General features: G+C 61.0%; 19 protein-coding genes and 1 pseudogene. All 20 read right to left on the bottom strand.

All coding sequences use genetic code 11. The annotated features are described in order from the left end of the window. Window positions 1–94: 94 nt before the first annotated feature. Window positions 95–1,789, bottom strand: a pseudogene (locus BMY84_RS27195) (conjugal transfer protein TraG N-terminal domain-containing protein); the annotation flags it as partial. Between the two features lie 14 nt (window positions 1,790–1,803). Further along, window positions 1,804–3,204 (bottom strand): conjugal transfer protein TraH, encoded by a 1,401-nt coding sequence (locus tag BMY84_RS27190; RefSeq protein WP_093088165.1) that lies wholly within the window; start codon window positions 3,202–3,204, stop codon window positions 1,804–1,806. A 65-nt stretch (window positions 3,205–3,269) separates the two neighbouring features. After that, on the bottom strand, window positions 3,270–4,064 hold the full coding sequence (locus tag BMY84_RS27185; RefSeq protein ID WP_093088154.1) for a conjugal transfer protein TraF: 795 nt from the start codon (window positions 4,062–4,064) through the stop codon (window positions 3,270–3,272). 177 nt (window positions 4,065–4,241) lie between these two features. Continuing rightward, window positions 4,242–7,046 (bottom strand): conjugal transfer protein TraN, encoded by a 2,805-nt coding sequence (gene traN / locus BMY84_RS30940; protein ID WP_371262454.1) that lies wholly within the window; start codon window positions 7,044–7,046, stop codon window positions 4,242–4,244. Beyond that, entirely contained in the window at window positions 7,043–7,786 is a 744-nt protein-coding gene (gene trbC / locus BMY84_RS27175) for a type-F conjugative transfer system pilin assembly protein TrbC (RefSeq protein ID WP_371262456.1), read from the bottom strand. The genes traN and trbC overlap by 4 nt, the downstream gene beginning before the upstream one ends. A gap of 40 nt (window positions 7,787–7,826) precedes the next feature. Continuing rightward, entirely contained in the window at window positions 7,827–8,810 is a 984-nt protein-coding gene (traU, locus tag BMY84_RS27170) for a conjugal transfer pilus assembly protein TraU (protein WP_256215480.1), read from the bottom strand. A 32-nt stretch (window positions 8,811–8,842) separates the two neighbouring features. Continuing rightward, window positions 8,843–9,112 (bottom strand): hypothetical protein, encoded by a 270-nt coding sequence (locus BMY84_RS27165; protein WP_093088151.1) that lies wholly within the window; start codon window positions 9,110–9,112, stop codon window positions 8,843–8,845. Then, window positions 9,112–9,741 (bottom strand): type-F conjugative transfer system protein TraW, encoded by a 630-nt coding sequence (gene traW / locus BMY84_RS27160; protein WP_256215477.1) that lies wholly within the window; start codon window positions 9,739–9,741, stop codon window positions 9,112–9,114. Before traW ends, BMY84_RS27165 begins: the two co-directional genes overlap by 1 nt. A gap of 35 nt (window positions 9,742–9,776) precedes the next feature. Beyond that, window positions 9,777–10,328, bottom strand: a complete 552-nt coding sequence (locus tag BMY84_RS27155) for a S26 family signal peptidase (RefSeq protein WP_093088150.1) — start codon at window positions 10,326–10,328, stop codon at window positions 9,777–9,779. Further along, window positions 10,309–10,974, bottom strand: a complete 666-nt coding sequence (locus BMY84_RS27150) for a TrbI F-type domain-containing protein (protein ID WP_093088148.1) — start codon at window positions 10,972–10,974, stop codon at window positions 10,309–10,311. Before BMY84_RS27150 ends, BMY84_RS27155 begins: the two co-directional genes overlap by 20 nt. After that, complete coding sequence (locus BMY84_RS27145) at window positions 10,967–11,302, bottom strand: hypothetical protein (RefSeq protein ID WP_093088147.1); 336 nt, start codon at window positions 11,300–11,302, stop codon at window positions 10,967–10,969. The genes BMY84_RS27150 and BMY84_RS27145 overlap by 8 nt, the downstream gene beginning before the upstream one ends. Before the next feature lie 6 nt (window positions 11,303–11,308). Beyond that, window positions 11,309–13,894, bottom strand: a complete 2,586-nt coding sequence (gene traC / locus BMY84_RS27140; RefSeq protein WP_093088145.1) for a type IV secretion system protein TraC — start codon at window positions 13,892–13,894, stop codon at window positions 11,309–11,311. Window position 13,895: 1 nt separating this feature from the next. After that, window positions 13,896–14,687 (bottom strand): TraV family lipoprotein, encoded by a 792-nt coding sequence (locus tag BMY84_RS27135; RefSeq protein ID WP_093088144.1) that lies wholly within the window; start codon window positions 14,685–14,687, stop codon window positions 13,896–13,898. After that, entirely contained in the window at window positions 14,684–15,553 is an 870-nt protein-coding gene (locus BMY84_RS27130; protein WP_093088142.1) for a DsbC family protein, read from the bottom strand. The genes BMY84_RS27135 and BMY84_RS27130 overlap by 4 nt, the downstream gene beginning before the upstream one ends. After that, window positions 15,540–16,862, bottom strand: a complete 1,323-nt coding sequence (locus tag BMY84_RS27125; RefSeq protein ID WP_093088141.1) for a TraB/VirB10 family protein — start codon at window positions 16,860–16,862, stop codon at window positions 15,540–15,542. Before BMY84_RS27125 ends, BMY84_RS27130 begins: the two co-directional genes overlap by 14 nt. Beyond that, window positions 16,862–17,665 (bottom strand): type-F conjugative transfer system secretin TraK, encoded by an 804-nt coding sequence (locus BMY84_RS27120; RefSeq protein WP_093088139.1) that lies wholly within the window; start codon window positions 17,663–17,665, stop codon window positions 16,862–16,864. The genes BMY84_RS27125 and BMY84_RS27120 overlap by 1 nt, the downstream gene beginning before the upstream one ends. Continuing rightward, window positions 17,662–18,228: a type IV conjugative transfer system protein TraE gene (locus BMY84_RS27115; protein WP_093088138.1), complete on the bottom strand. Its 567-nt coding sequence runs from the start codon at window positions 18,226–18,228 to the stop codon at window positions 17,662–17,664. Before BMY84_RS27115 ends, BMY84_RS27120 begins: the two co-directional genes overlap by 4 nt. Window position 18,229: 1 nt before the next feature. Beyond that, window positions 18,230–18,520: a type IV conjugative transfer system protein TraL gene (gene traL, locus BMY84_RS27110; RefSeq protein ID WP_093088136.1), complete on the bottom strand. Its 291-nt coding sequence runs from the start codon at window positions 18,518–18,520 to the stop codon at window positions 18,230–18,232. A 119-nt stretch (window positions 18,521–18,639) separates the two neighbouring features. Next, on the bottom strand, window positions 18,640–18,960 hold the full coding sequence (locus tag BMY84_RS27105) for a hypothetical protein (protein WP_093088135.1): 321 nt from the start codon (window positions 18,958–18,960) through the stop codon (window positions 18,640–18,642). A gap of 228 nt (window positions 18,961–19,188) precedes the next feature. Beyond that, complete coding sequence (locus BMY84_RS30695) at window positions 19,189–20,082, bottom strand: lytic transglycosylase domain-containing protein (RefSeq protein WP_256215476.1); 894 nt, start codon at window positions 20,080–20,082, stop codon at window positions 19,189–19,191. Window positions 20,083–20,222 lie beyond the last annotated feature (140 nt).

The following is a 20,222-nucleotide window of genomic DNA, read 5'->3' as shown; positions in this document are numbered from 1 at the left end:
AATAGAATTTCCCCATGATCCACCTCCAACAACGGTGAATCACATTTCCGACCTCATGGGAATCCCTCGATTCCTATTTCAAGCGCGATGCTCTAGCAGTGAGAATATCGCTCGCCGCCGCCCGATAGGCCTGCGCCTGTCGATGCGCCTCATGCGCCTGCTCCCGCATTTCGGACACGAACCCGGTATTCGCCGTTGGCGTGAAGCCCAGCCGAGAAATGGCATGGCTGGTATCGACAACCTCCTGCCCATTGCCAAAGCTGGAAACGACTCCGCCATTATCATGCCGCCAACTCGTGGCTGCGCCGCCGGCCTGATAGGAGGGGGCCGTGTTCCACTGATCGGCTTGCCGCATATTGGAGGTCTGGTTCGCCCAGCTCACATTGCCGTAGGAATAATTGCCTGTGGTTTCTTCGAGCGCCGCCGCCTCCGCCGCGTTCTGCGCCGGCGCGAGCATCGACATCGACTGGCCCGCGATCGACATGGCGCCGCGCGCGAGACCTGCGGCGAGAAAGGGCACGCTCATCAGCATAAACCCGGCGATCGTGGCGGTCTCGGCGTTCACGGCGCCGATCCCGGCATAGCTGCCCAGCGTCATGCCGCCCTTGGCCACGCCGGCAGCGGCCGCCTCCGCCCGCGTCATGCAGATCATATGGAGGATCACATAAAGCGGACCCCAGGCCGCAAGATAGAAGAACCCCGTTGCATAGCCCTTCAGCGCCGAGACGCCCGTCTGCGGCATCAGGAACAGCGGGAAGATGATCGGGAACATGGCGAAGAAGACGACTGTCAGCACGACATTCAGGATCGGCACCCATGTCATCGCCTGCTGAGCGATGCTAATATAGGTGTTGCGCGCCTGGATGTCGGCACGAGTTTGCGCGAAGGCATCGATCGCGCTGCCGCTCATATTGTTGCGGGCCTGCATGAAGGCATTGATGGCCGTGTTCTGGCGCATCGTCTCGACAAAGCCGTCGCTCGATTGGGTGAAGGCCTGGTTGACGATAGGCACGTCACTGCGAAGCTTCGCCTGCGCCAGCGCTTCGCTCAGCCTGGGATAGACCTCCAGACCCCAGATTTTCGCGTTGGCTTCAATCATCGATTGCCACTGCTGGTCGAGCAGGCCGTAGGCTTGCCTACAGGTCACGATATAGGGGGTGACCGTGCTGCCGCTACGCTCCAACCATTCCTGTGATCGGGATTCCGCATCCGACGCAATGGCCGCCCAAAGGTTGGTCGCGGCCGCCAGATCGGTCAGCGACTTGCGATAAAGCATGATGTCGCCAAACACGCACTGCTTCATATAGGCGTCGAGATTGGCGGAAAACTCGGCATCCCGGATGTTGAAATTGCGCGTGGCATCGAACAGCCGCGCACCATAAATGAGGCCATTGCTGCTGTAATTGAGTTCGCTCGGCATCACGAATACGGTTTCCGCCGTGCGGGTAAGATAGTCGCCGATCTGCGTGGTGAAGCTGGCGAGCACACCAAGACCCAGCGGCACATTCGCGACCGTGGCCGGGGCGAGGCTCGGATTGACCCGGTCCGTCACCTTGATGTCGACCGTCGGCACCATCAGGCAGAGGTACATGGCGGTCGCCTGAAGGAACCAGTTAAGCCACGCTTTGTAGTTGAGGGTGAAGGCCACGACGAGCAGGGAATAGATCAGCCCCATCACCATGACGACGCGGATCATGGAGCGGTAGCCTCCTCCTCCGGTCCAAGCTGCGACTGCATTGAAGATATTGACGAGATATTCGCCGCCGCCGACCGTGAAGACCTCGAGCATCGTCTGTTCCTGCCTTAATGGACGCCCTGGGCGCTAAGGCCGCGCGAGAAGTTGAGCGCCGCGGACATGCCGGGCGACATTGTGTTTTGCAGGGTGGATTCCAGGAACACGCTGCGATTGATCACTTGATAGGTGAGTTGGAGCTTGCCGCTCAGCTTCACCTCTCGCTGCGCGAACTTCTGGCGGGTGGCGGCGATTTGCGCTTTCCATTGCTCCGCCGTGGCCTGGTCGGCGGTCTGATAATGGACCTTCGATTGTTCGACGCGATCGAGCATATTGTCGAGCATGGCATTCAATATATCGACCGCTACGATCTCGGCGAGCGCGTCGATTTCGCCAGTTGTCAGCGCATTATGCGCGAAGGCCTGGACCGTCAAAATCTTGTAGAGCGGGATGGTCGCCATGTTGAGCAGCTGCTTTTCGGCGGCGGTCAGCGCGCCATTGGCGCGGGCCTTGACGCTCATATCCTCGATCATGGTCCTGATCCGGGGGCGCAGCGCGGCCGAGGCGGGAACGCTTAGCGTCTTCTCGCCCAGGTCATAGCAATTGCTGTCATTGCATTGGAGCATCTTCACGACCGGTGCATTCTCAGTGCCGTCGAGCAGAGCCGTCACCACGGCCTCCTCGGCTGGCCCAACCATGATCACATTGCCGCCGACGCTGGAGTCGGTCGATGGCCGGGTGACGATCGTTCCGACCAGCGTCATGATATATTCCGAAAAATCCTGGTCGAATGCGCCAAATTTCGCCGATTTCTTGAGCGCCTCCCAGGTATAATTATGGTTCTCGCCGACGAGCTGATCCTTTAGAGCAGTGTCCGAGTTGTTCGCGATCGTACTGTCGCGGCTTCCGCCATTGTTGCAGCCTTGACGCGAGGCGGCCCAGTCGGAGAAGACGCCCTGGCTATTGCCCACCGCTTCGCAGATCGTCGCGCGGGTCGTGTCTATGGTCGGCCAGATGCCACCCACCAGCGCCTGTGCGGTCTCGCAGCTCGATATGTTCATCTGGTTCAAGAGCTGAGCCTTCTGGCTGAACTCGTCCATCACCTTGCCAATCTCTGGCGAGACGGAATCGATCGCCAGTTTGAAGGCAAACCCAAGCGCATTGTTGGCTGTGGCCTTGAGCATAGCCACGATCTCCGAGGCATTGATGAAGGAGAAGCTGCCGGAGAAGAGGTCGATGCCGCCGCAGCCAGCGCGGGCATTGGGAAGCTGGAGGTTGAAGGGCGAGACGCTTTTCTGAGGGAGGCGCGTCCAGACATTGCCCAGCGAATAGTAGCCAGCGGCCTGCCCCTGAAAGGCAGACGGCCCGGTAACATTGGCGGCGCTGCCTGTCTCGCTGAAGAAACTGTTCATCTCCGAAGCTACATTGGCGTTGGCAACACCGAGACACGCAAAATGCGCCGCCGCCGCCATCGCGATGGTTGATCCGGCGCATTGACAAAAACGGCGAACACGGCCGGGCTTCACATTTTTTTCCATCAATAATCGCTCCCCACCTTGGTGTTGGTCAGCATGAAGATGCGGTCCATGATTTCGTCAGCGGACAATATGCCGAAGCCGACTGGCACGGTGTGCCGGGTTGCGGTGTCGAACAGGACCAGCGCAGGGGTCTCATTGCCGGGCACGCCCATGCGGGCGCGCTGTCCGGTATCGACCGTGTAATTGGGGAATTCCCGATTGGGACCGCCATCCATCGACACGGCCATCACCGCGATGTGGTGGCTGTCGGCGACAGAGCGGAGGATTGGCCCGAATATGTCGCAGGCACCGCAGCTCTGCGCATAGAAATAGAAGAGGCCATAACGCTGGCCGAGATTGGTCAGCACCGCATCGCGATCGGCCTTGCGATTGTCGAGCCACGCGCGCTTGCCTACCGTGCTCACGGGCCGCTGGAGTGTATAGTCGAGGTCGGGATTCTGCCACAAGGCGCGCTGCCAAGTGTCGGAGAAGGTCGAGGCGCGATCAAGCTGCTCGCGCTGGAACCGCACATAGGCGATCACATTGGCCTCGGTCGGCTCCAGGATCGCCTTGGCTTTGAGTTCATCGAGCTCCTTGGTGATCGCCGCCATGCGATCGGTAGCGCTGGCCTGGGGTGTATCAAGCGCCTGTTTCTCAATCGCTTGGGGCCTGCTGCAATAGAACCATTGCCCGAGACGTCGTTCGCCGCAGTAGAAACTATCGCCGGGTTCTTGGCGCGCGTCGGCCTCGGCGGAGGCGCCCGTCGGCTGCGCCCTCACGGGCCCGGTCATTGGCGCCAGGGCGAGCAGCAGCATCGAGAGTTTCGATAAAGTCATTCTATCCCGCCTCCGTTTAGCGATCATCGTCCACCGGGCAGCCGAGCTGGTCGTGCGTCAGGCGCTGGACCGAGAGCATCAGCGCGACATCGAGCAGCCTTGTGCCCTAATCCAGCATTCATTTCCCATCCAAATGGATCCCTTTCCACGGGCTGGTCATTGGCTGTGCAGTTCATAATAATCCTGTATCTTCTGCTGGATATCGGTCATCGTCTCGACTTCATCAGGCATCCGCGCGGTGTCCATGAAGTCGGAATAGACATCGGTGAAATCCATCACCGAGAGATCGAGACGGGAGAATTCATCGACCGTGAAGCCCTCGCATTGCTCGGCCTTGGGCTTGCCGAACGGTTTGTTGATCTGGGGTCGGCCCTGCTCCTGCAGGATGCGGGAGAGCTTGCTTTCAAAACAGCAATAGGTTTTCCGCTTGGTCGTACAGACGCCCAGGATGCTGGAGGAACAATAGCTGCCGATGAAGGTGCAGAAGCCCATGCGGTCCTTCACATCGAGCATCTTTTCGTCGGTCGAGCAGAGAAAGGTCGTGAGGAACTGCGTTGCAACGCCGGACAGCGCCGCGACGTTGCCGCTGATCGCGCCTGCGAGCGCCGCGCCGCCGATCCCAAGCGGTAGCAGGCCGGACACCTTGCCTGCGCAGCAGTTCACCACCCCGAAAATCGGCTTGTGGCAGGTGTCACGTGTGCCGGGAAAGACGTGCATGTCATCAGGATCGAAATCCTTGCCTGCAGTATCGATGGCATGGAGGGCGGTCAGGGCATCCTTGAATTCGCTCGACGCTTCGCGGTTGATCGCCTCGCAATCGCCGTTGATGCAATAAACATCGTCGCCGCACACATATTTGGGCGGCTGCGCGACCGTGGCGCCCGACACCGGGCAGCGGAACACGCGCTCGGTCATCTTGCAGCCGTCGCTTGTGGGATTTTCATCGAGGCAATTATCATATTGCCAGCTGCATTGCGGGTTGCCCTGAAGGGTGCCGCAGTCGTCTTGCTGATCTTCGGTATAGCAGCTGCCGTCGAGATTGGTGTTCGCGTCCTTAGGGCATTGCTGGTGCGAGGTTGCGGGCTGGCTATGGGTCTGCGAGCAGCTCTGGCCGGACAGCGTGAAATTGGCTGGGCAGTAATAGATGGGCTTGGCGGCCACGGTTCCGGTGCATTGCGAACCCGACAGGACAAAGCCAGTCGGGCAGGCATAGATCGGGGTTGCCGCCTGCTCCTCGGTCTTCGTGCAGGTCGTGCCGCTCAGAGAATAGCCGGTGGGGCAGGAATAGACGGGCGTGCCAGGAACATCATCGGTTCGGGAACAGGTCGTGCCATTGAGGCTGTAGCCAGCGGGACAGGCATAGCTGACCGAAGCAGCTATTTGTTCGTTCGCCTGGCAAGCACTGCCCGACAGCGTGCCGCCGCTTGGACAACTATAATGGACGTTCGCCTGCCTATATTCCGATTTCACACATGTCTGGCCGGAAAGGTTGTAATCAGCCGGGCATGCATAGGTGACGGTCGCGCCGGTCACATAGGTGCGATAGCAAGTGGTTCCCTGCAAATCCCCGGCTTGCGGGCAGGTGTAGGTAACGATGCCGTCCTGTACGACGTTCGAGACACACTGATTATATTGCGGATCGAAATTCCAGGCTGCACTCGGGCACGTGTAGGTCCTCAGCGGCTTGTAGAGGCAGAAGGTGCTTCCGGACGATTTTTGTTCGCGCAGAAATTCGATGCTGCCGGGATCGGTGCGGGTGGCCGCGCATTTACTGCTGGCAAATTCGGCCTTGCGCATGACGCAATAGGGGCCACCCCCGCCGAACATGCTGCCTTCATTATAATAATAATAGGGGCATGCATAAGCTGGTGTGGCTGAGGTCGTGTTGGTCGTGACGCACTGGTTTCCCTCAACCGTTCCGCCATCAGGGCAGCTATAGGTTGCGGTAGCCTCATAATTGGCGCTTTGCGAACAGGTGCCCTCGTCGAGGCTGTATCCTGACGGGCAAGCATAGCTTTCCGTGGCCGGCTGCGAAACCTGCCGGGTACAGCTGACGCCGTCCAGCGCCCAGCCTAGCTCGCAGCTGGAGGTTGCAGTGGCTTCATAGCTGAAATTGCGCACGCAGATTGCGCCGGACAGCGAGAAATCAATAGGACAGGCGTAAGTCGGCGTAGCCTCTATGGTGATAATGGCCTGGCATATTGTACCTGTCAGGCTATGATCGTCAGGGCAGCTAGAGCCGAATTGGTCGGCGCCTTGGGTCAGCGTACGGCTGCACCGACTGCCGTTGAGTGCCCAACCCGCAGGGCAGCTATAGGCGCTGACATTGGCCGGCTGGGTCTTTGCACATTGCGACCCGTCGAGGGTCCAGTCCGCATCGCAGCTATAAATGATACTGGCGGGGATTGTTTCAGTCGTTGTGCAGGTAGCACCGTCCAGCGTCCAGCCCGGCGGGCAGCTGTAGATGGTTTCCAATGGCACCGAACTCACAACGACACCCGTGTCACAGGTGGCGTCATAATAGATTTGCGCATTCTCCGCCGGCAGGGGTTGGCACTCGCCACTGCCGGCGCTGATCGCTTCTCCGCCAAGCTGGGTAGAGGGATCATTCTCGATCGCGCTGGCATTGGCTGTCACCGCCCTGATCTCATCGGTCGAGAAGATGGGCCGCGTCTTGCTGGTGTCGGTCGTGATTTTATAGACGTCGCTACTGCTCTTCAACGCATTGCCGTCATTGGCCAGCTTGTCGGGCTCACCATAATATTGGGCTTCCGGAAGGTCGGTGCCCTGATAGCCGGGCACGATCGCTGCTTGTGCATCGTCCTTCGGTATCCAATGCTCGTCGCTGCGCATCGCACTGCCCAGCGCCTTGCCTTCCTCGCGCGCTTGGGGTGCGGTCATCTGCGCGGGCGTAGGGATTGCGATACACAGCAGGATCGGGAGCAAGACAAGCCGCTTCATGGACGGTCTCGCCCCAACGACCCAAGCGCCACGGCGGCAATGCGCGCGCCGGGACCATTGCCGCTCACAAAACGCTCCAGCGCATAACGCACAGTCACATTGCCGATCATGCGGTCATAGGGTGGGACCGGGGTCGTGCAACGGAAGCCGGAGCAAGGATCGAAGTCCGACGAGACTGCGACATAGGTGGGCACCGCCCGCACATCGAAAGCGCGGAACAGTCGGGGATCGATGCCGATGCTGGCAAAATCCTGGGGTTCAACGACCTTGGCCAGTTCGGTCGAGAAGGCCTTCATGCTGTTATGGGGGAAACCACGAAACACGACTATGCCGCCGGCTTTCGCGGTGTCGCGCACCATCTGTTTCAACGAGGCGGGCGGCATCGACAGGCTGGCGAAGGCAATGAACTGGGGCGCTTCACCGGCCTTAGCGCTCAAATTGGCTGCGGCACCCGAGATGATCGCATCAAAATCGATCGGGCCATCCGGCCCGGAAGGCAGATCGCTCGCGGCAACGCGTCGCATATTCTCGGTGCCCCCTTCCTGCACCGCGAGTGCATCTTCCCGGAAGGTCTCGCCGCGATCCTTGATTTGGCCGACGAACGCTGCCGCCTCCGCCTCAAGCCCGGCAGCGCGCGCCTTGATCGCCTGGACGTTGACCCCATCGACTGTCTGCGCCAGCACGGCGGAAATGCCGGCCATGCCGAGCAGGATGCCGATGCTAATCCGCACCCGGGACATACGCATCGCGCGCCGCCTGCGCGCGTTGGGCAGAAGGCGCTTAGAATACACAGCAATTCCTTTTTCTCCAGACGAGGTAGCCCATGTCCTCGCCACCGGCGGGATAGGCGCGCCCGGCGCCGGGTGGCATGGTGGACGCGCCGATCGAGGAGCAGGCGTAACGGCCCGACACGGTCGGGATCGGGTTCACCATCTGAAACCGGTATTGCTGTTTGCGCATGATCGGCATGACATATTTTTCGCAGAGGCCCTTGGACCCCATCGTCCCCCAGGCGAGCGCCTGACGGTGCATCTTGTAGGCAAAACGGGACAGGGCGAGGCGGGAGGACTGGACGTGACCGATGGAGGAGGGGATGTTCCCGTTCATCGGATACATCGACCCTTGGCACCCGGCGCACCAGAACAGCGTGTCGATCGGCATGGAAGCCGTCGCCGTCACGCAGTCCGCCGCGCAGGCGGCCTGAGCAATCGGGTTGGCAAAGACAATGGCTTCGGGATTGATGAGGCCGGACAAGGCGTCATCCTGCCAGAGAGGATCGACCTCGGTCATATACGCGATATCGAAGCTTGCCTGCTCGAAGCAGACGAAATCGGTCAGCAACTCCATCCAGTAGAGCAGGGGATAGACATACCAATGGACATGCCATTTGGCCGTACTCTGCGATCGACCACCGACCATGGACGGACCCGCCATATAGCCTTGGCCGATGTCGAACCCAGGCGCGATCCGTACACCGCCAAGATTGGGGAAGCACCAGGGTTTCATTGTGACGTCGGCCAACCGTGCCGGTTCCCAGAAGCCGACCGAGATACCCACGCGCGGAATGGGATCGGCGCAGGCGCAGATCGGGGAGGAGGGGTTGGAGGCATCGGGGCGATTGCCCGGCCAGATTTTTAATCCCCCAACCGACAGCGGGAAGAGGCAGGACCAGCAGACGTCGGTGATTGGATTGACGAACTTGCCGTTGCAGGTCGGCGCGGCCTGCGCTCGGGGCATCATCGCGATGTTCAGCAGGAGCGCCATCAGGAGCAAGATGGTGCGGCAGATGAAGCAAGTCATTCGGGCCGCTCCCCAGCATTGAGTGAGGCATTGTCGGCCCGTTGTTTCGCTGCCCAATAAATCAGGCTCTGGATGAGGGTGGCGGCGATGACCGCAGCGGCGAGGCACGGCGCGGCGCCCCCGATTCCCTGCCGCAAGGGCGTGATGAAACCGACGCAAAGCGCGGTCAGCGCGCACAAGCTCTGCCATAGATAGCGCAGTCGGCGCAGCTTGCCGGTTTCCGGTGCGGCCATGGGGGTGCGTAAAAGGTCGAGCCAGAGCGGCATCAGCCTGCCCTCCGCGTTTGGAGCAGGATTTCGCTCACGCGCATGACCTTGCCTGCGGGCTTCACCACCGCAGGGGTGTGGTCTATACCGAATTTGCCGGTCAGTCGGCCTTCCTGGTCGAAATAGAAGCGGCGCTGGCGGCGCGTCATCTCCTCGATCGCGGAGCCGGACACGAGGATGATCTTGGCCTGAACGTCGGTATAGCGTGCAGTCGCCCATTCCATCTGCGCGTCATTGTCGCCGTCGATGAAGACCAGTTCCTGCCGGATCGTCACGAAATCCAGGGGATTGATCCGTTGCCCGGCGGCCGCAATCAGCTGCCCTTTGTGGTCGCGGACATCCTGCTCCAGCGTCACCGAGGGGGCATAATCCCATGTCCGAGGCTGGTCCGTAGGCGTGATCCCCGACACCGGATTGGGCCGGCGCGCCCTGGCTTCGGCCCGGGCAGCAAACTCAGCGTTCATCCGCGCCATCTCGCCGCTCGCCTCCGCCCGTTTCAGCCGGGCCTCGATCGTCGCCAGCAGATCGGGCTCGATCACGGGGAAAGTCTGCCCGGCCTGGCCATAATCGCGCGCCTGGGTCGCCATCGGGCTAACGGCGAACAGCGCGCCGAGCAGACCTCCGCCCAAGGCAATTATGCCCGCTGCAGAAGCAAGCAGCGTCCTCACAGGATTGGCACTCCCGTGCCGATGAGCTGGCGCGTGCAGATAAGGCCGATTTCTGCGTAGCGGCTGTCAAAGCCGTCGGGATGCGGCGTCCCGACATAAAAGCAGCCGCCCGGTATCTGCCCCGCCGCCCCCGGCGTCAGCGGCTCGCCAAAGCGGGTGCGCGGCTTCATGCGTGCGACGGTCTTGCCGTTGACCGCCACCCAGGCCCCCTCATGGCTGACAATATCGCCGGGGAGTCCATAGACGAGTTTGCCGAACGGCTGCGGCTTCGCCCCGAAATGCCGCCGCACCAGCGCATTGGCGGGCGCGATGAAAAACACATAGTCGCCCCGTAGCGGCACCTTGTTCTTGTGGATGAGAAAGGCCCAGTTCGGCAGCGATGTCGTCGTGTTAACCAGGAAGGCGTGATCGTCCCGCCAATCGCCGATCGCCCTGTAGGCGCCGATCGCGGCGATGCTCAGGCCGAGCGCACCCCAGAGATGCCAGCGCGGCCGCCAGCCGATGCCATGCGGCTGGCTGGCTGGCGGCTTACTGACTGTCTGGGCCATTAGTGCCTCCAAAGGCTGGCGCTGAAGCGTCGCCGGTTGCACCTGTCATTGGCGCGTTGGCAAAGGGTGATGGGGCGGGCAGGCCAGTGGCGGAATCCATGGCGGTCATGGCAACCGGCGCCGGGGCGGTGGTGGGTATCGTTGCCTGCTCAGCTATGACCCGGCGCTGAGGCGACTGCATGCCGACGGCGGAGGTCTGTTTTGGGAAAGCGACGCCCGAGGCATAGACCGCCTTTTTGATACTGTCGGTGATGTCGGGCACATTTCTGGAGAGGACCGCTTCGCCCACGATGACGATCTCGCCCTTGTTGGCTCTGCGCTGCATCTCCTTGTCGAGCGTCGCCATGAAATGGCGCATCTCTATTTCGACCTTGTCGGGGGGGGTGGCGGCGCGGGCCTGCGCCTGCACATATTCGCCGACGATCGCGGACAGCCTGACCGATACGATATGATCCTGCGCCGGCGTCACCAGCGTTTTGGTGACCCAAATGCCCCAGACCGCCGCGCCGATGATTAGGGCGCTCGCTGCGATCTGGGCGCGGGAGAGGCCGGCAAAGCTCGGATCCCGTTGGTGTTGCTGGTCAGGCCCGGCAGGCGGTGCGGGGATGGGAATATGAGGCAAATGAAGCTGGTCTGGTTCAGACATGGGAAGCGCTCCTGAGCGCTGCCTGGGGCGGCAGGATGTGATGGCGGCGGATGATGATGAGAGCGGCGGTGAAGAGTAACTGGGCAACGCCAACGAGCATGCCAAAGGACGCTGCGCGGTCGGGAGCCGCCGCGACATAGCGCGAGGCCAGGTTAGCCAGATGGTGCATGAGGCCGTCGAGCGAGAAACCGCCCAGAGCGAGAAAGAACAGCACGAACAGACCCCAACTCATCAGCAGGGTGGATGCAGCAAAGCCAGCAAGATGGAGAAGGCAGAAGGCGCCATGCTGCCAATCAGAGTGGCGAAGAGCGCCGGTGAATCTCCGCATAGAATTTCACTCCGCCGCGACGGCCAGCGATGGCTCGCCCTCGCCGGTCCATTTCTCAGGGCTATCGGGGAAGGCGATACGCTCGATCGCCTCTTCCATGCTGAGCCCGTCCTCCATCATCTGCTCGATCGCAGCGAAGGTCTTGGGGCTGGAGGAAAAGAGGGTGGCGGAATAAAGGTCGAGGACCAGGCGACCGACAGCCAATGTGTCCGGCCCCTTGATCATGATGTCGGAATATTCAAAGCCGTTCCGCTTCAAGGAGCGCAGCAGCGCGTCGGTATAATCGTCCATGTCAAAGCGATCATGCTTTTTGAAGTCTGCTATGGTTTCCGGCTTCTGCTGAAGAATGAAGAACCAGTCGCTATTCTCCAGCGCCGCGATCGAGCCTGGCGATTTATAATAGTCATTCAATGACTGAGTAGCGGTTACCAGCGACGCGCCATATTTGCGGCAGGTGCGGGCATAGGTTTCGATGAAGTCGGCCATCGCCCCGCCGCGCAGCATCTGCCAGGCTTCGTCGAGCAGCAGCGCCTTGGGTATCGCCCGGTCGACCTTGCGCATCATCTGCTGCGCCATGAACATGATCGCGGTCAGCACCACGCTGCGCAACTCCTCGCGCGAGGAGAGGTCGGATAGTTCAAAGGCGGTGAGCTGGGCGGAGAGCTCGAACGATACTTCACCCTGGAAAAACTTCCCATAAGTGCCGCGTGATGAGAATGGCCGCATGGCGATGGCGAGATTTGTCGCCAGCTCGTTGCCCGAGGCTTCGAGCGTGGCGATCACGGCATCAATTGAGCCGCTGCGGCCGTGGGCTTCCCATACCTCATTGACCGCGCCGTCGATCAGGCCCCGCTCGGTGTCGTTGAGCGTATCTATGTGCCGGGCCATCTGATTGACGATGGCTTTGAGCATTGCCATGCAGTCGAGCAGATAATCCTCGTCCTGCGCCGCCTGGGCGGCATCGATCATGCTGAAGGGGTTGAGGCAGAAGCCCGAAGACATGGTGAATTCGACAAAGGCGCCACCCTGAAGCTTGGCCGAATGTTCGAAGGAGCGGCCGTCATCGATCACGACGACGCGCGCGCCCGCGCCGCAGAGCGAGGCGCACAGCTCCTGAAGCGCTACCGACTTGCCCGAACCGGACTTGCCGAACACAGCCACGTTATGATTGCCCGCGCTATTCTCGAAGGGAGACCAGAAGAAGGGCTGCCCGCGTCGACCGATCAGCAGCATATGCGGGATTGAACCACCCAGATATTCGCCTTGGAGCGGCGCGAGGTTCACCGCCGTGGTGGTCAGCATCGTGCGCATTCGCTTCATGCGGGAGAGATCCCTGGCAAGGCCATTGGCCATGGTCATCGGCATGGCGCACAGCAGGCCCATGATCTGGAGATAGCGATCGTCGAGCAGATCCCAGCCACAGGCGCGGTAGACGGATTTCAAGACCCTTTCATTGGTGTCGCCCTTACCCTCGGGGGAGAAGGCGGTCACGCAATAGAAGAGTCTGACGAGCTTGCTGCCTTGCTTGAGCTCGTCATTCACGCGCGCCCATTCCTGGCTCTGTTCCTTCAATTGCGGCAGGAAGCGGGCCGATTTGCTGTCGGAGAGGCTGGTCGTGCGCATATATTTCATGCCGGCTTTGCTGGAAGCGGCTTCGACGTCGGGAAATTCGATGCACAGGTTCGTGGCGACCGGGCAGGGCATGCGCAGCTTGTCGGTGAACATATCGCCGATGAGGCGGGTCATATCCCACGGCGCCCAGCGTTTCGGCAGGTTGCGGACCGAGAAGGAGCGCACGTCGAAGGTGTCCGGGTAGATTTCGCCAATCTCGGGCGTGCCGTCGATTTCCTTGCCGGTGGGACGGAAGCGCTCGGTGCGCAGCAATATCCTGTCCGCCTCGATACGCATCTCGATGTCGCGGCGAATGGCCTGGTCGGCGATGCTGTCATAGGCGTTGTAGCTGACGGCATCGTCCCCGGGCGCGGTGGTGGGCGAGGTGATGTCGTCGATCCAGGCGATGAGCCTCACCGGATCCATCTTGCGGGCGGTCACATTGATCGAGCTCAGCGCCGAGACAAGCCCGTCCATGACCCCGACAATCTCCTCGTTAGACACAGAGGAGGATTCAGGTGTTGAATAGGAAATGGCGACGCGGTGGTCGCGCAGGTAAAAGGGCGCGTCCCTTGAAAGCGAGGTCCAGACACCCTCGGTAAGATAGTCGACCCGATGCCTCGCCATGCGCTCGTAGACGCCGCGCGCGAGATAGCGCGGAACATTCCATCTGGAGAGATGCTCGCTGACACGTGGACTCATCCACTGGTGAAACTGAAGACAGCCGGGCGTCGCTATGCCCTCGGAGATGAACTGGGCCAGGATTTCACCGGTGCGCTCGTCCGCGCCCACCATCGGCGCGACCTCCAGCACGAACCCCCGCGAGGCACTGTTATAGAAGATGCCGGTCCTGGGATCATAGCTGCGATAGGGGAGCCAATGGGCAAGCATCGGTACGCCAATGTCCGGGCGATCAGCGTCCGGTTGATCCGTGTCGCCCAGCAAATTGGCCATCAGGCGCTGAAAGAAGGACTTGGCCATGTCACTGATCCTCTGCAACAGTGGCGGAGAAGGATGTGGCGCGCATCATCGGGCGCTCCACCTGCGCAGGCGACGGGACGGCATTGGCCGAAGGCGCGTGCTGGGGTTTTGCGTTTGTGCCCGCCGCCGCCGGATCGGTAGTGCGCGGGGAAGGCTTCAGCCGCTTTTCGACATCGGTCTTGATCGCCGCGACCGGATCTGCCTTGCGTGCCCTGGCTGCCGCCACCGCCGTGGGATCGGGCAGGTTCGGGTCCACCTCTACAGGCGAAGCTTCTTTCCCGGCGACGGCCTCGGCCAGACTGGGCATGTCCGGCGCGACCGCCACCGCATTGCGGACCGGGACTGGGCCTCCTTCCGTCCAGGTCAGCCATTCCCCCTGCGAGACAACGGCGTGGACGGCGCTTGCCTCATGGAGTCGGCCGCGTGCATCGATATAGGCCGGGAAAATGATCCGCAGCACCTTTTCGCTCGTCCGACCCGGATCAGTGCCGACCGGCCTTCGAACAGGCTGCGCGGCCGCGACCCGCTGGACAGGCTGCGGGGGTGAGGGTTTCATATCTTGCCTGGAGGGGCCGGCAGGGGTGGCAATGGCCGAGGGGTCGTCGCTGATCATCGCGAGCGCGCGATCGTCGATGACGGCGCTGGGCGCGCAGATGCCATCGGGCGCCTGGCATGCGAAGCTGCCCTTTATATTGCCGCCGAGGCCAACGCAGCCGGAAAAGGATGCGAGTGCAATGATGATGCCCACCGCGTGCGGCGCCGTCAGCTTCCTTGCCCTGGACATCGGCCTCATGACCGTCCTGCTTTCAACCAGTTTTCGAGAAATGGCCGGGGTCGATAGCCTTCCAGGACCGCGCCGTCGCTGCGCACGATGACGGGGGTGCCATTGAGACCATGCTTGCGGGCAAAAGCCTCATTCGCGTCGAGGCCGCTGGTGTTGCAGGCGGGGCCGGCTTTGATCGGTTCGCCTGCATAGGCGGCGTGAAGGGCTTCTTCCTTGTTGCGCGCGCAATAGACGCGGTCCGAGAGATCCCGTGTGCCGAGCGAGGAGATTGGCCGCTCGATTACCCTGACGTTCATCGACCGCAGCACGCCGGAGAGGGCGCGGCAATAGCTGCACCGGAAGTCCGAAAAGACGGTGAGTGCTGGTGCGGCACTGTTGCCCCATATGATCGCGCCGTCGCTGGGCAGCTCCGCGAGCGACAGGGTACGGGGCGGATCCGGCACCACATTGAGGCCTTGCGCGGCGCTCCCCACCGCCTTTTGCACTTCGCCGCTGGCGGCTGCAGCATTGGCCGACGCCGCGGCGCCCACCAGCATATCGGGGTTCATCTCCAGCAGGCGCGCCGCCGTTATGTCCTGGCGCGTTTCCATGTCATAGACCCGGCCGATGATGAGATAGCGCGCCGTGCTATCGACATAGAAGAGGTTCGAGCCAGCGGTCACCTCGCACATGCCCCTGATTTTGGTGCAGTTGAGGCCGCTGACCTGCGTTCTGGGGAGCCGGGCTTTCAATAGCGCGCGGACCGAACCACCCTCACTGCTGACATCGGCGGCGAGCGCGAGGCTGGCAAGTCCAACGCAGGCGGTCGATGCAATGACGACACGAGACGGGCGAACGGCACGGGCGATACGCCGCGCTAGGTCAATTGCGGACATACACACCCTCCAGGAAGACGATTTCAACGTCGATGCCGGTCGGCATTTCGATCACGGGCTGATATTGCTCGGCACGCTCAATCAGATATTTCGACACCATGTCGCCGGTCTGGGCGACGCCTTCGCCAATCCCGCCTTCAAGTATGTCGCCGGTCGAGAGCTTGTCCCGCTTGCCGTTGGTGTTGATGGTAGTGCCCTGGAACATGCTGTTCGCATTGGCGGAGAAGCCTCTGCCAAAACCGCCCGCCATGCCGGCGAGAAAGGCCTGTGTCACAAGCGATCCTTCGCGCGACACCACGCGGCCCCGCACACCGGTTTTTCCAGCAAAAGCGATGAAGCCCTTGACCTCCGAAACCGCATAACGCCCGCCAGGCTGTGGACATGTCATTTTTTGAAGCTTCACATAGACCTTCTCGCTCGACAGGTCGCCGCGCGCCGCGCCATTCACAAGACAGCCCTCGATTCTGGTGGTGAGCAATTTATCATTAGCGAAAACCGACCGGGCGGGGCCGGTCACGCGCAAGACGACCGGCAGTGGGTCGGTCTGGCTGTTGACCCCGGCGCTAGCATCAACGCCTACGATAACGCGCGCGCGAGCGAAGCTATTGGGCGGAAGATAGTTGGGGCTGTCTGTATAGACAGTGTTACCGCGCTCGACCTTTGATGCGGTGCCGCTTTCGCCACCGGCAAAGCTCACCATTTTCACTTCGCTGCCTTGGACGAGCGGCAGCGGTGCATTTTTCCCGTCGGGACCATCAGGTCGCTGATAGGCCGGCGTACCGCCAGGACCGTAAAGCGCTGCCGGGCCAGGTCCTGTACTTGCAGCGACGCGGCCCTGCGATAGCTGGCGCTTGAGCTGGTCATTTTCCGCCTGATAGGCGGTAAGAACGCGCTGCCCGTCGGACTGCATCGCCTGGTTCTGGCCTTTCAGCGCCTCTACCTGCGCGACCAGTGCGTCCATGCGCTCCTGCGCGCCGCCGACAGCCTTGAGTTGGTTCTCCTGCGCCTGGAACTGGTTCTCGGACATCGCCATCCATTCCTGCTGGGACAGGTTGCGGTTCACGAGATCCTTTGTGGAAATGTCGATGTCGGTGACATTGTCGTCCTCTGCATCGACGCTCTTGCCGTCGCCGCTGAAGATCCAGAAGCAGGATGCGATAAGGCCCACGCCGGCGGCACCCGCAAGCAGGGTCAACTGTTTGCGCCGCACGGCCTCATTGGAACCGAGGTCAGCACCGATGGGCGAAACGCTGTCGCCAGACGGTTGGGCACGCCTCGCGTTGCGCGAGAAGAGATCGGCCAGGGCCATTATTGCCTCCCATTTAGTGATACGAGATAGGCGGTGGTAACCTTGCCAGGCGCGAGGCTGGGTTCTGCGATCGACACAGCAAGCGCGCTTGCGGGCGCGACGGTCTTCTCGTTGAGTTCGATGGGAGACCTGCCCTTATTCTCGATGCGCAGAACCTTGCCGCTAAGGTTGGAACCCCGATATTCGGCAATCATCTGCACCTTGAGGTCGCCGACTTGGATGGGACGGAGCGAGCGCTGGACCATGTCATAGCCAGGGGTAGCGTCTCCTGCATACATGGCCTGCATGAGCTGGACCGCAGCCTCCTGAGGATCGGGTGCCGGTTCGCCGGCCGCACCTTCCGTGGCTTTCTCGCGGGCTATGGCGGGATTGGAGACGAAAACCTGTACGGCGTGATCGCCCAGGATCCGGCAGGCGAATTTATAGACGTAGCCGCGCTTGCTGGTCCCGAAGAAGGAGAGCATCGGTCGCTTGAATCCGTCGGGCACCGACAAATAGATGTCGCCTCGCACTGGTTCATTAACGACCGAGAAATCGTCCGAGCTGTTGCCGTTGGAAATTTTGGAGACGCTGGCAAACTGGTCTTCGACGAGGCTGATGCGGGTCAGGTCCCTGCCCGAGACCTCGCAGTCGACCTGTGCACTGTCGGCGGCAACGATATTCTGGTCGGCCCGGGCATGAGGTGTGGTGAGCGCCGCGCTCACGAATAGCAGTGCCGCCCCGATGGTCCGGGCGCCAACGCATTTACGGGAAAGAAAGGCTGCACCGGTCGCGGCGCTCGCTATGGCATAGAGCGGCATCATTGATCCCTGGTCCTGGATTGTTCGAGCGCGCCGAAGCCGATCAGCTTGAGGCTGAGACCTGAATATTCCCAGTCATATCGGAAGGTGCGGGTCTGTTTGGAAATGACCTTGCTGCCGACGATCGTGACGAGCTCTCCGCTCACCTCCGAGCGCAACTGCCCAAGATCGAGCTTCATCGACTGGATCGTGAAAAACTGGGAAATCGAGGAGCCGCGCTGCTCATCTACGATCTTGAGGAGGTCGGCCTTGATCTTCCCATGCATGCGCGGCGCTGTGATATCGAGCACCGCATTCATCCAGTAGTCGAGATTCTGAGGGCTTCGATCGAGGGTGAGTATCACGACGTCACGTGTGATCATCTCCAGATATTCGCGGCTGACGCCGGCGCTGCTCATCGTCACCGGGGAGCGCAACAGGGGCTGGAGTATGATTTCCCGATCACGGGACAGCGCGATGAAGATCATGACCAGGGAGAGGCCGCCCAACCCGACGCTGGTTGCGGCCAGCAGATTACGCTGGCGCAGGATGCGCTGGGCCTGGCTATGCTGAAAGGAGAGATCCATGTCACCCTGCCATAAGACGAAGATAGGAGGGTGGTGTGGCTTTCAGCCCGGTGAGACCGGACGGAAGATACCAATAGGCCAGATGCAAGAGCCATGAGGCTGTGCGGCCTGCCATAGCCTTTCGTAATCCCCACCAGCCAGCGCCGCCAAGCGCTATGCCAATGACGATGTGCTGAGACAGGATTCCCCATATGAAGGGGCCCACCATCGCCAGGAACTCATCCAGTGTCCACAATCCGATCAGTTCAGGATCGTCCAGATGAGAAGGAATGACAAACTTGTCCTGAGCCATAACACCACCCTCCGGTCGGCAGCACCGGGTCTGCTATCCCCGGCACGGCCGACCTGACCAAAGCGATTTTTCAGGTGACGCGACCCGATGAGCGGTTCATGCCATCGCGGCAAACCACATCAGATAGTCGCGGTGACGGTGGAGGTGACGATCGGGATACCGGTGCCCGCTCCCACGCCGACGCCCACCGGAATGGCGACCTGCGCCAGGCTGAAACGGCCGCTGGCAAGGCCGACAATGCCGCCGGCGAGGCTGAGAACAGTGATGATCTTGCCGCCCGAGCCTTCCAGGAAACCGGTGAACTGCGTGAGCGCGGTGTTGAATGTCGTATCGGCACCGGCAAGAGCGGGAGAGGCCATGGTCACCGCGCCAACAATCGCCGCGGCGCCTGCCAGCGCTGCGACTTCGCCCTTTCGAGCGAATTTCCTTACAGACTGCATAAGCAATTCCCTTTTTGAAGAGCAGCACATCAATGTGCCCAAGGGAAGACTGAATGGTCTGCATCCGATCAGCCAAGATAAAGATAAAGGGCAGGTGACGATTTAATGAATTTCTGAACTCTACGCCGTGCAATCTTCATCGAGGTCCCTGCGTTCAGGACAGGATGTCCTGATATAGAGGGTGACGGATTACGGGAGTCGGGACAGCTTGTCCCGATGATGGCAATATCAATATGAATTGCCGAATCGAACGAGTGAAGACTGTCGATTCGCATAGGAAGACTTGCGTGAGGAAGGCAGTTGATTGTCGGCAGCCGCCCCGCTCAGCCGCACCCAATAGTCGAGAATACGGCCAACATAGCTGCGCGTCTCGGTGATCGCCGGCACACTGCCATTCTGAATCCTGCCTGGCCCGGCATTATAGGCTGCCAGTGCTAAATCATAACGCCCAAAACGGTCGAGATGTGCGCGCAGATATCGAGCGCCGCCCCGCAGATTATCGCTGATATCGAAACGATCGACACCCAGCCAAGCGGCGGTGCCAGGCATGAGTTGTGCGAGGCCGAAGGCGCGTCTCGAAGAAAGCGCAAGAGGGTCGTACCGGCTCTCCTGGATGATCATCGCATCGAAAAGCCCGACAGGTATGCCATTCTCGCAGGCTATTATGCTCATGAGGGCGAAGTAGCGTTCGCGTCGTAGTTCGGCATCTGGCTTGAGGAAGCCGGCAGGCCGGTAGGCTGTGGACTGGCATCCGGGCAGATAAACTGCCGATGAAGTCGGCCCGAGTGTGTCGCCACGCATCCATATCGGAATGGCGGACTGCTCTGTCACATAGGATATCGGGGTGGCGTCTTGCTCTGGCTCATTGTCGTCCGGTTGTGCTCGCCCCGGTTTGTCCGTTATCTGGAATTGCACCCATCGCCGGCTCAACTCATATATCCTGAAGGGTCGCTCTGTAGTCAGTGGTTGAGTTTCGCCAGGGCTGCCTGTGAAGATGGTCTGTTGTGTATCGGCCGCGGCCATCGGGATAAGCTGGACAGTTCGCGCCTGGCTTACATGGGCTGAAGCGATGCTACTGCCGATCGTGGCAATAATCAGGGCGGCTGAAATCTTGCAATGCATGAGGCTCCTCCAATCGATGAGGAGAAGTCGGCAGCAACCCGCGATCCTTTGTCAATGCACCCTGATCATTTGAGCGTGGCGATTATGAGGATGAGGAGGTTGCATCGGCGATGGATGTCCATGACGTGACACATGTGTCA

Source organism: Sphingobium sp. AP50 (assembly GCF_900109095.1).
Classification (GTDB): Bacteria; Pseudomonadota; Alphaproteobacteria; order Sphingomonadales; family Sphingomonadaceae; genus Sphingobium.
This window is presented reverse-complemented; position numbering and strand designations above follow the sequence as displayed.

Coding starts and splice junctions, on each gene's coding strand:
- BMY84_RS27190 (WP_093088165.1), bottom strand. CDS start 3,204: ATGGCGGCGGCGGCGCATTTTGCGTGTCTCGGTGTTGCCAACGCCAAT.
- BMY84_RS27185 (WP_093088154.1), bottom strand. CDS start 4,064: ATGCTGCTGCTCGCCCTGGCGCCAATGACCGGGCCCGTGAGGGCGCAG.
- traN (WP_371262454.1), bottom strand. CDS start 7,046: ATGAAGCGGCTTGTCTTGCTCCCGATCCTGCTGTGTATCGCAATCCCT.
- trbC (WP_371262456.1), bottom strand. CDS start 7,786: ATGTCCCGGGTGCGGATTAGCATCGGCATCCTGCTCGGCATGGCCGGC.
- traU (WP_256215480.1), bottom strand. CDS start 8,810: ATGGCGCTCCTGCTGAACATCGCGATGATGCCCCGAGCGCAGGCCGCG.
- BMY84_RS27165 (WP_093088151.1), bottom strand. CDS start 9,112: ATGCCGCTCTGGCTCGACCTTTTACGCACCCCCATGGCCGCACCGGAA.
- BMY84_RS27155 (WP_093088150.1), bottom strand. CDS start 10,328: ATGGCCCAGACAGTCAGTAAGCCGCCAGCCAGCCAGCCGCATGGCATC.
- BMY84_RS27150 (WP_093088148.1), bottom strand. CDS start 10,974: ATGTCTGAACCAGACCAGCTTCATTTGCCTCATATTCCCATCCCCGCA.
- BMY84_RS27145 (WP_093088147.1), bottom strand. CDS start 11,302: ATGCGGAGATTCACCGGCGCTCTTCGCCACTCTGATTGGCAGCATGGC.
- traC (WP_093088145.1), bottom strand. CDS start 13,894: ATGGCCAAGTCCTTCTTTCAGCGCCTGATGGCCAATTTGCTGGGCGAC.
- BMY84_RS27135 (WP_093088144.1), bottom strand. CDS start 14,687: ATGAGGCCGATGTCCAGGGCAAGGAAGCTGACGGCGCCGCACGCGGTG.
- BMY84_RS27130 (WP_093088142.1), bottom strand. CDS start 15,553: ATGTCCGCAATTGACCTAGCGCGGCGTATCGCCCGTGCCGTTCGCCCG.
- BMY84_RS27125 (WP_093088141.1), bottom strand. CDS start 16,862: ATGGCCCTGGCCGATCTCTTCTCGCGCAACGCGAGGCGTGCCCAACCG.
- BMY84_RS27120 (WP_093088139.1), bottom strand. CDS start 17,665: ATGATGCCGCTCTATGCCATAGCGAGCGCCGCGACCGGTGCAGCCTTT.
- BMY84_RS27115 (WP_093088138.1), bottom strand. CDS start 18,228: ATGGATCTCTCCTTTCAGCATAGCCAGGCCCAGCGCATCCTGCGCCAG.
- traL (WP_093088136.1), bottom strand. CDS start 18,520: ATGGCTCAGGACAAGTTTGTCATTCCTTCTCATCTGGACGATCCTGAA.
- BMY84_RS27105 (WP_093088135.1), bottom strand. CDS start 18,960: ATGCAGTCTGTAAGGAAATTCGCTCGAAAGGGCGAAGTCGCAGCGCTG.
- BMY84_RS30695 (WP_256215476.1), bottom strand. CDS start 20,082: ATGCATTGCAAGATTTCAGCCGCCCTGATTATTGCCACGATCGGCAGT.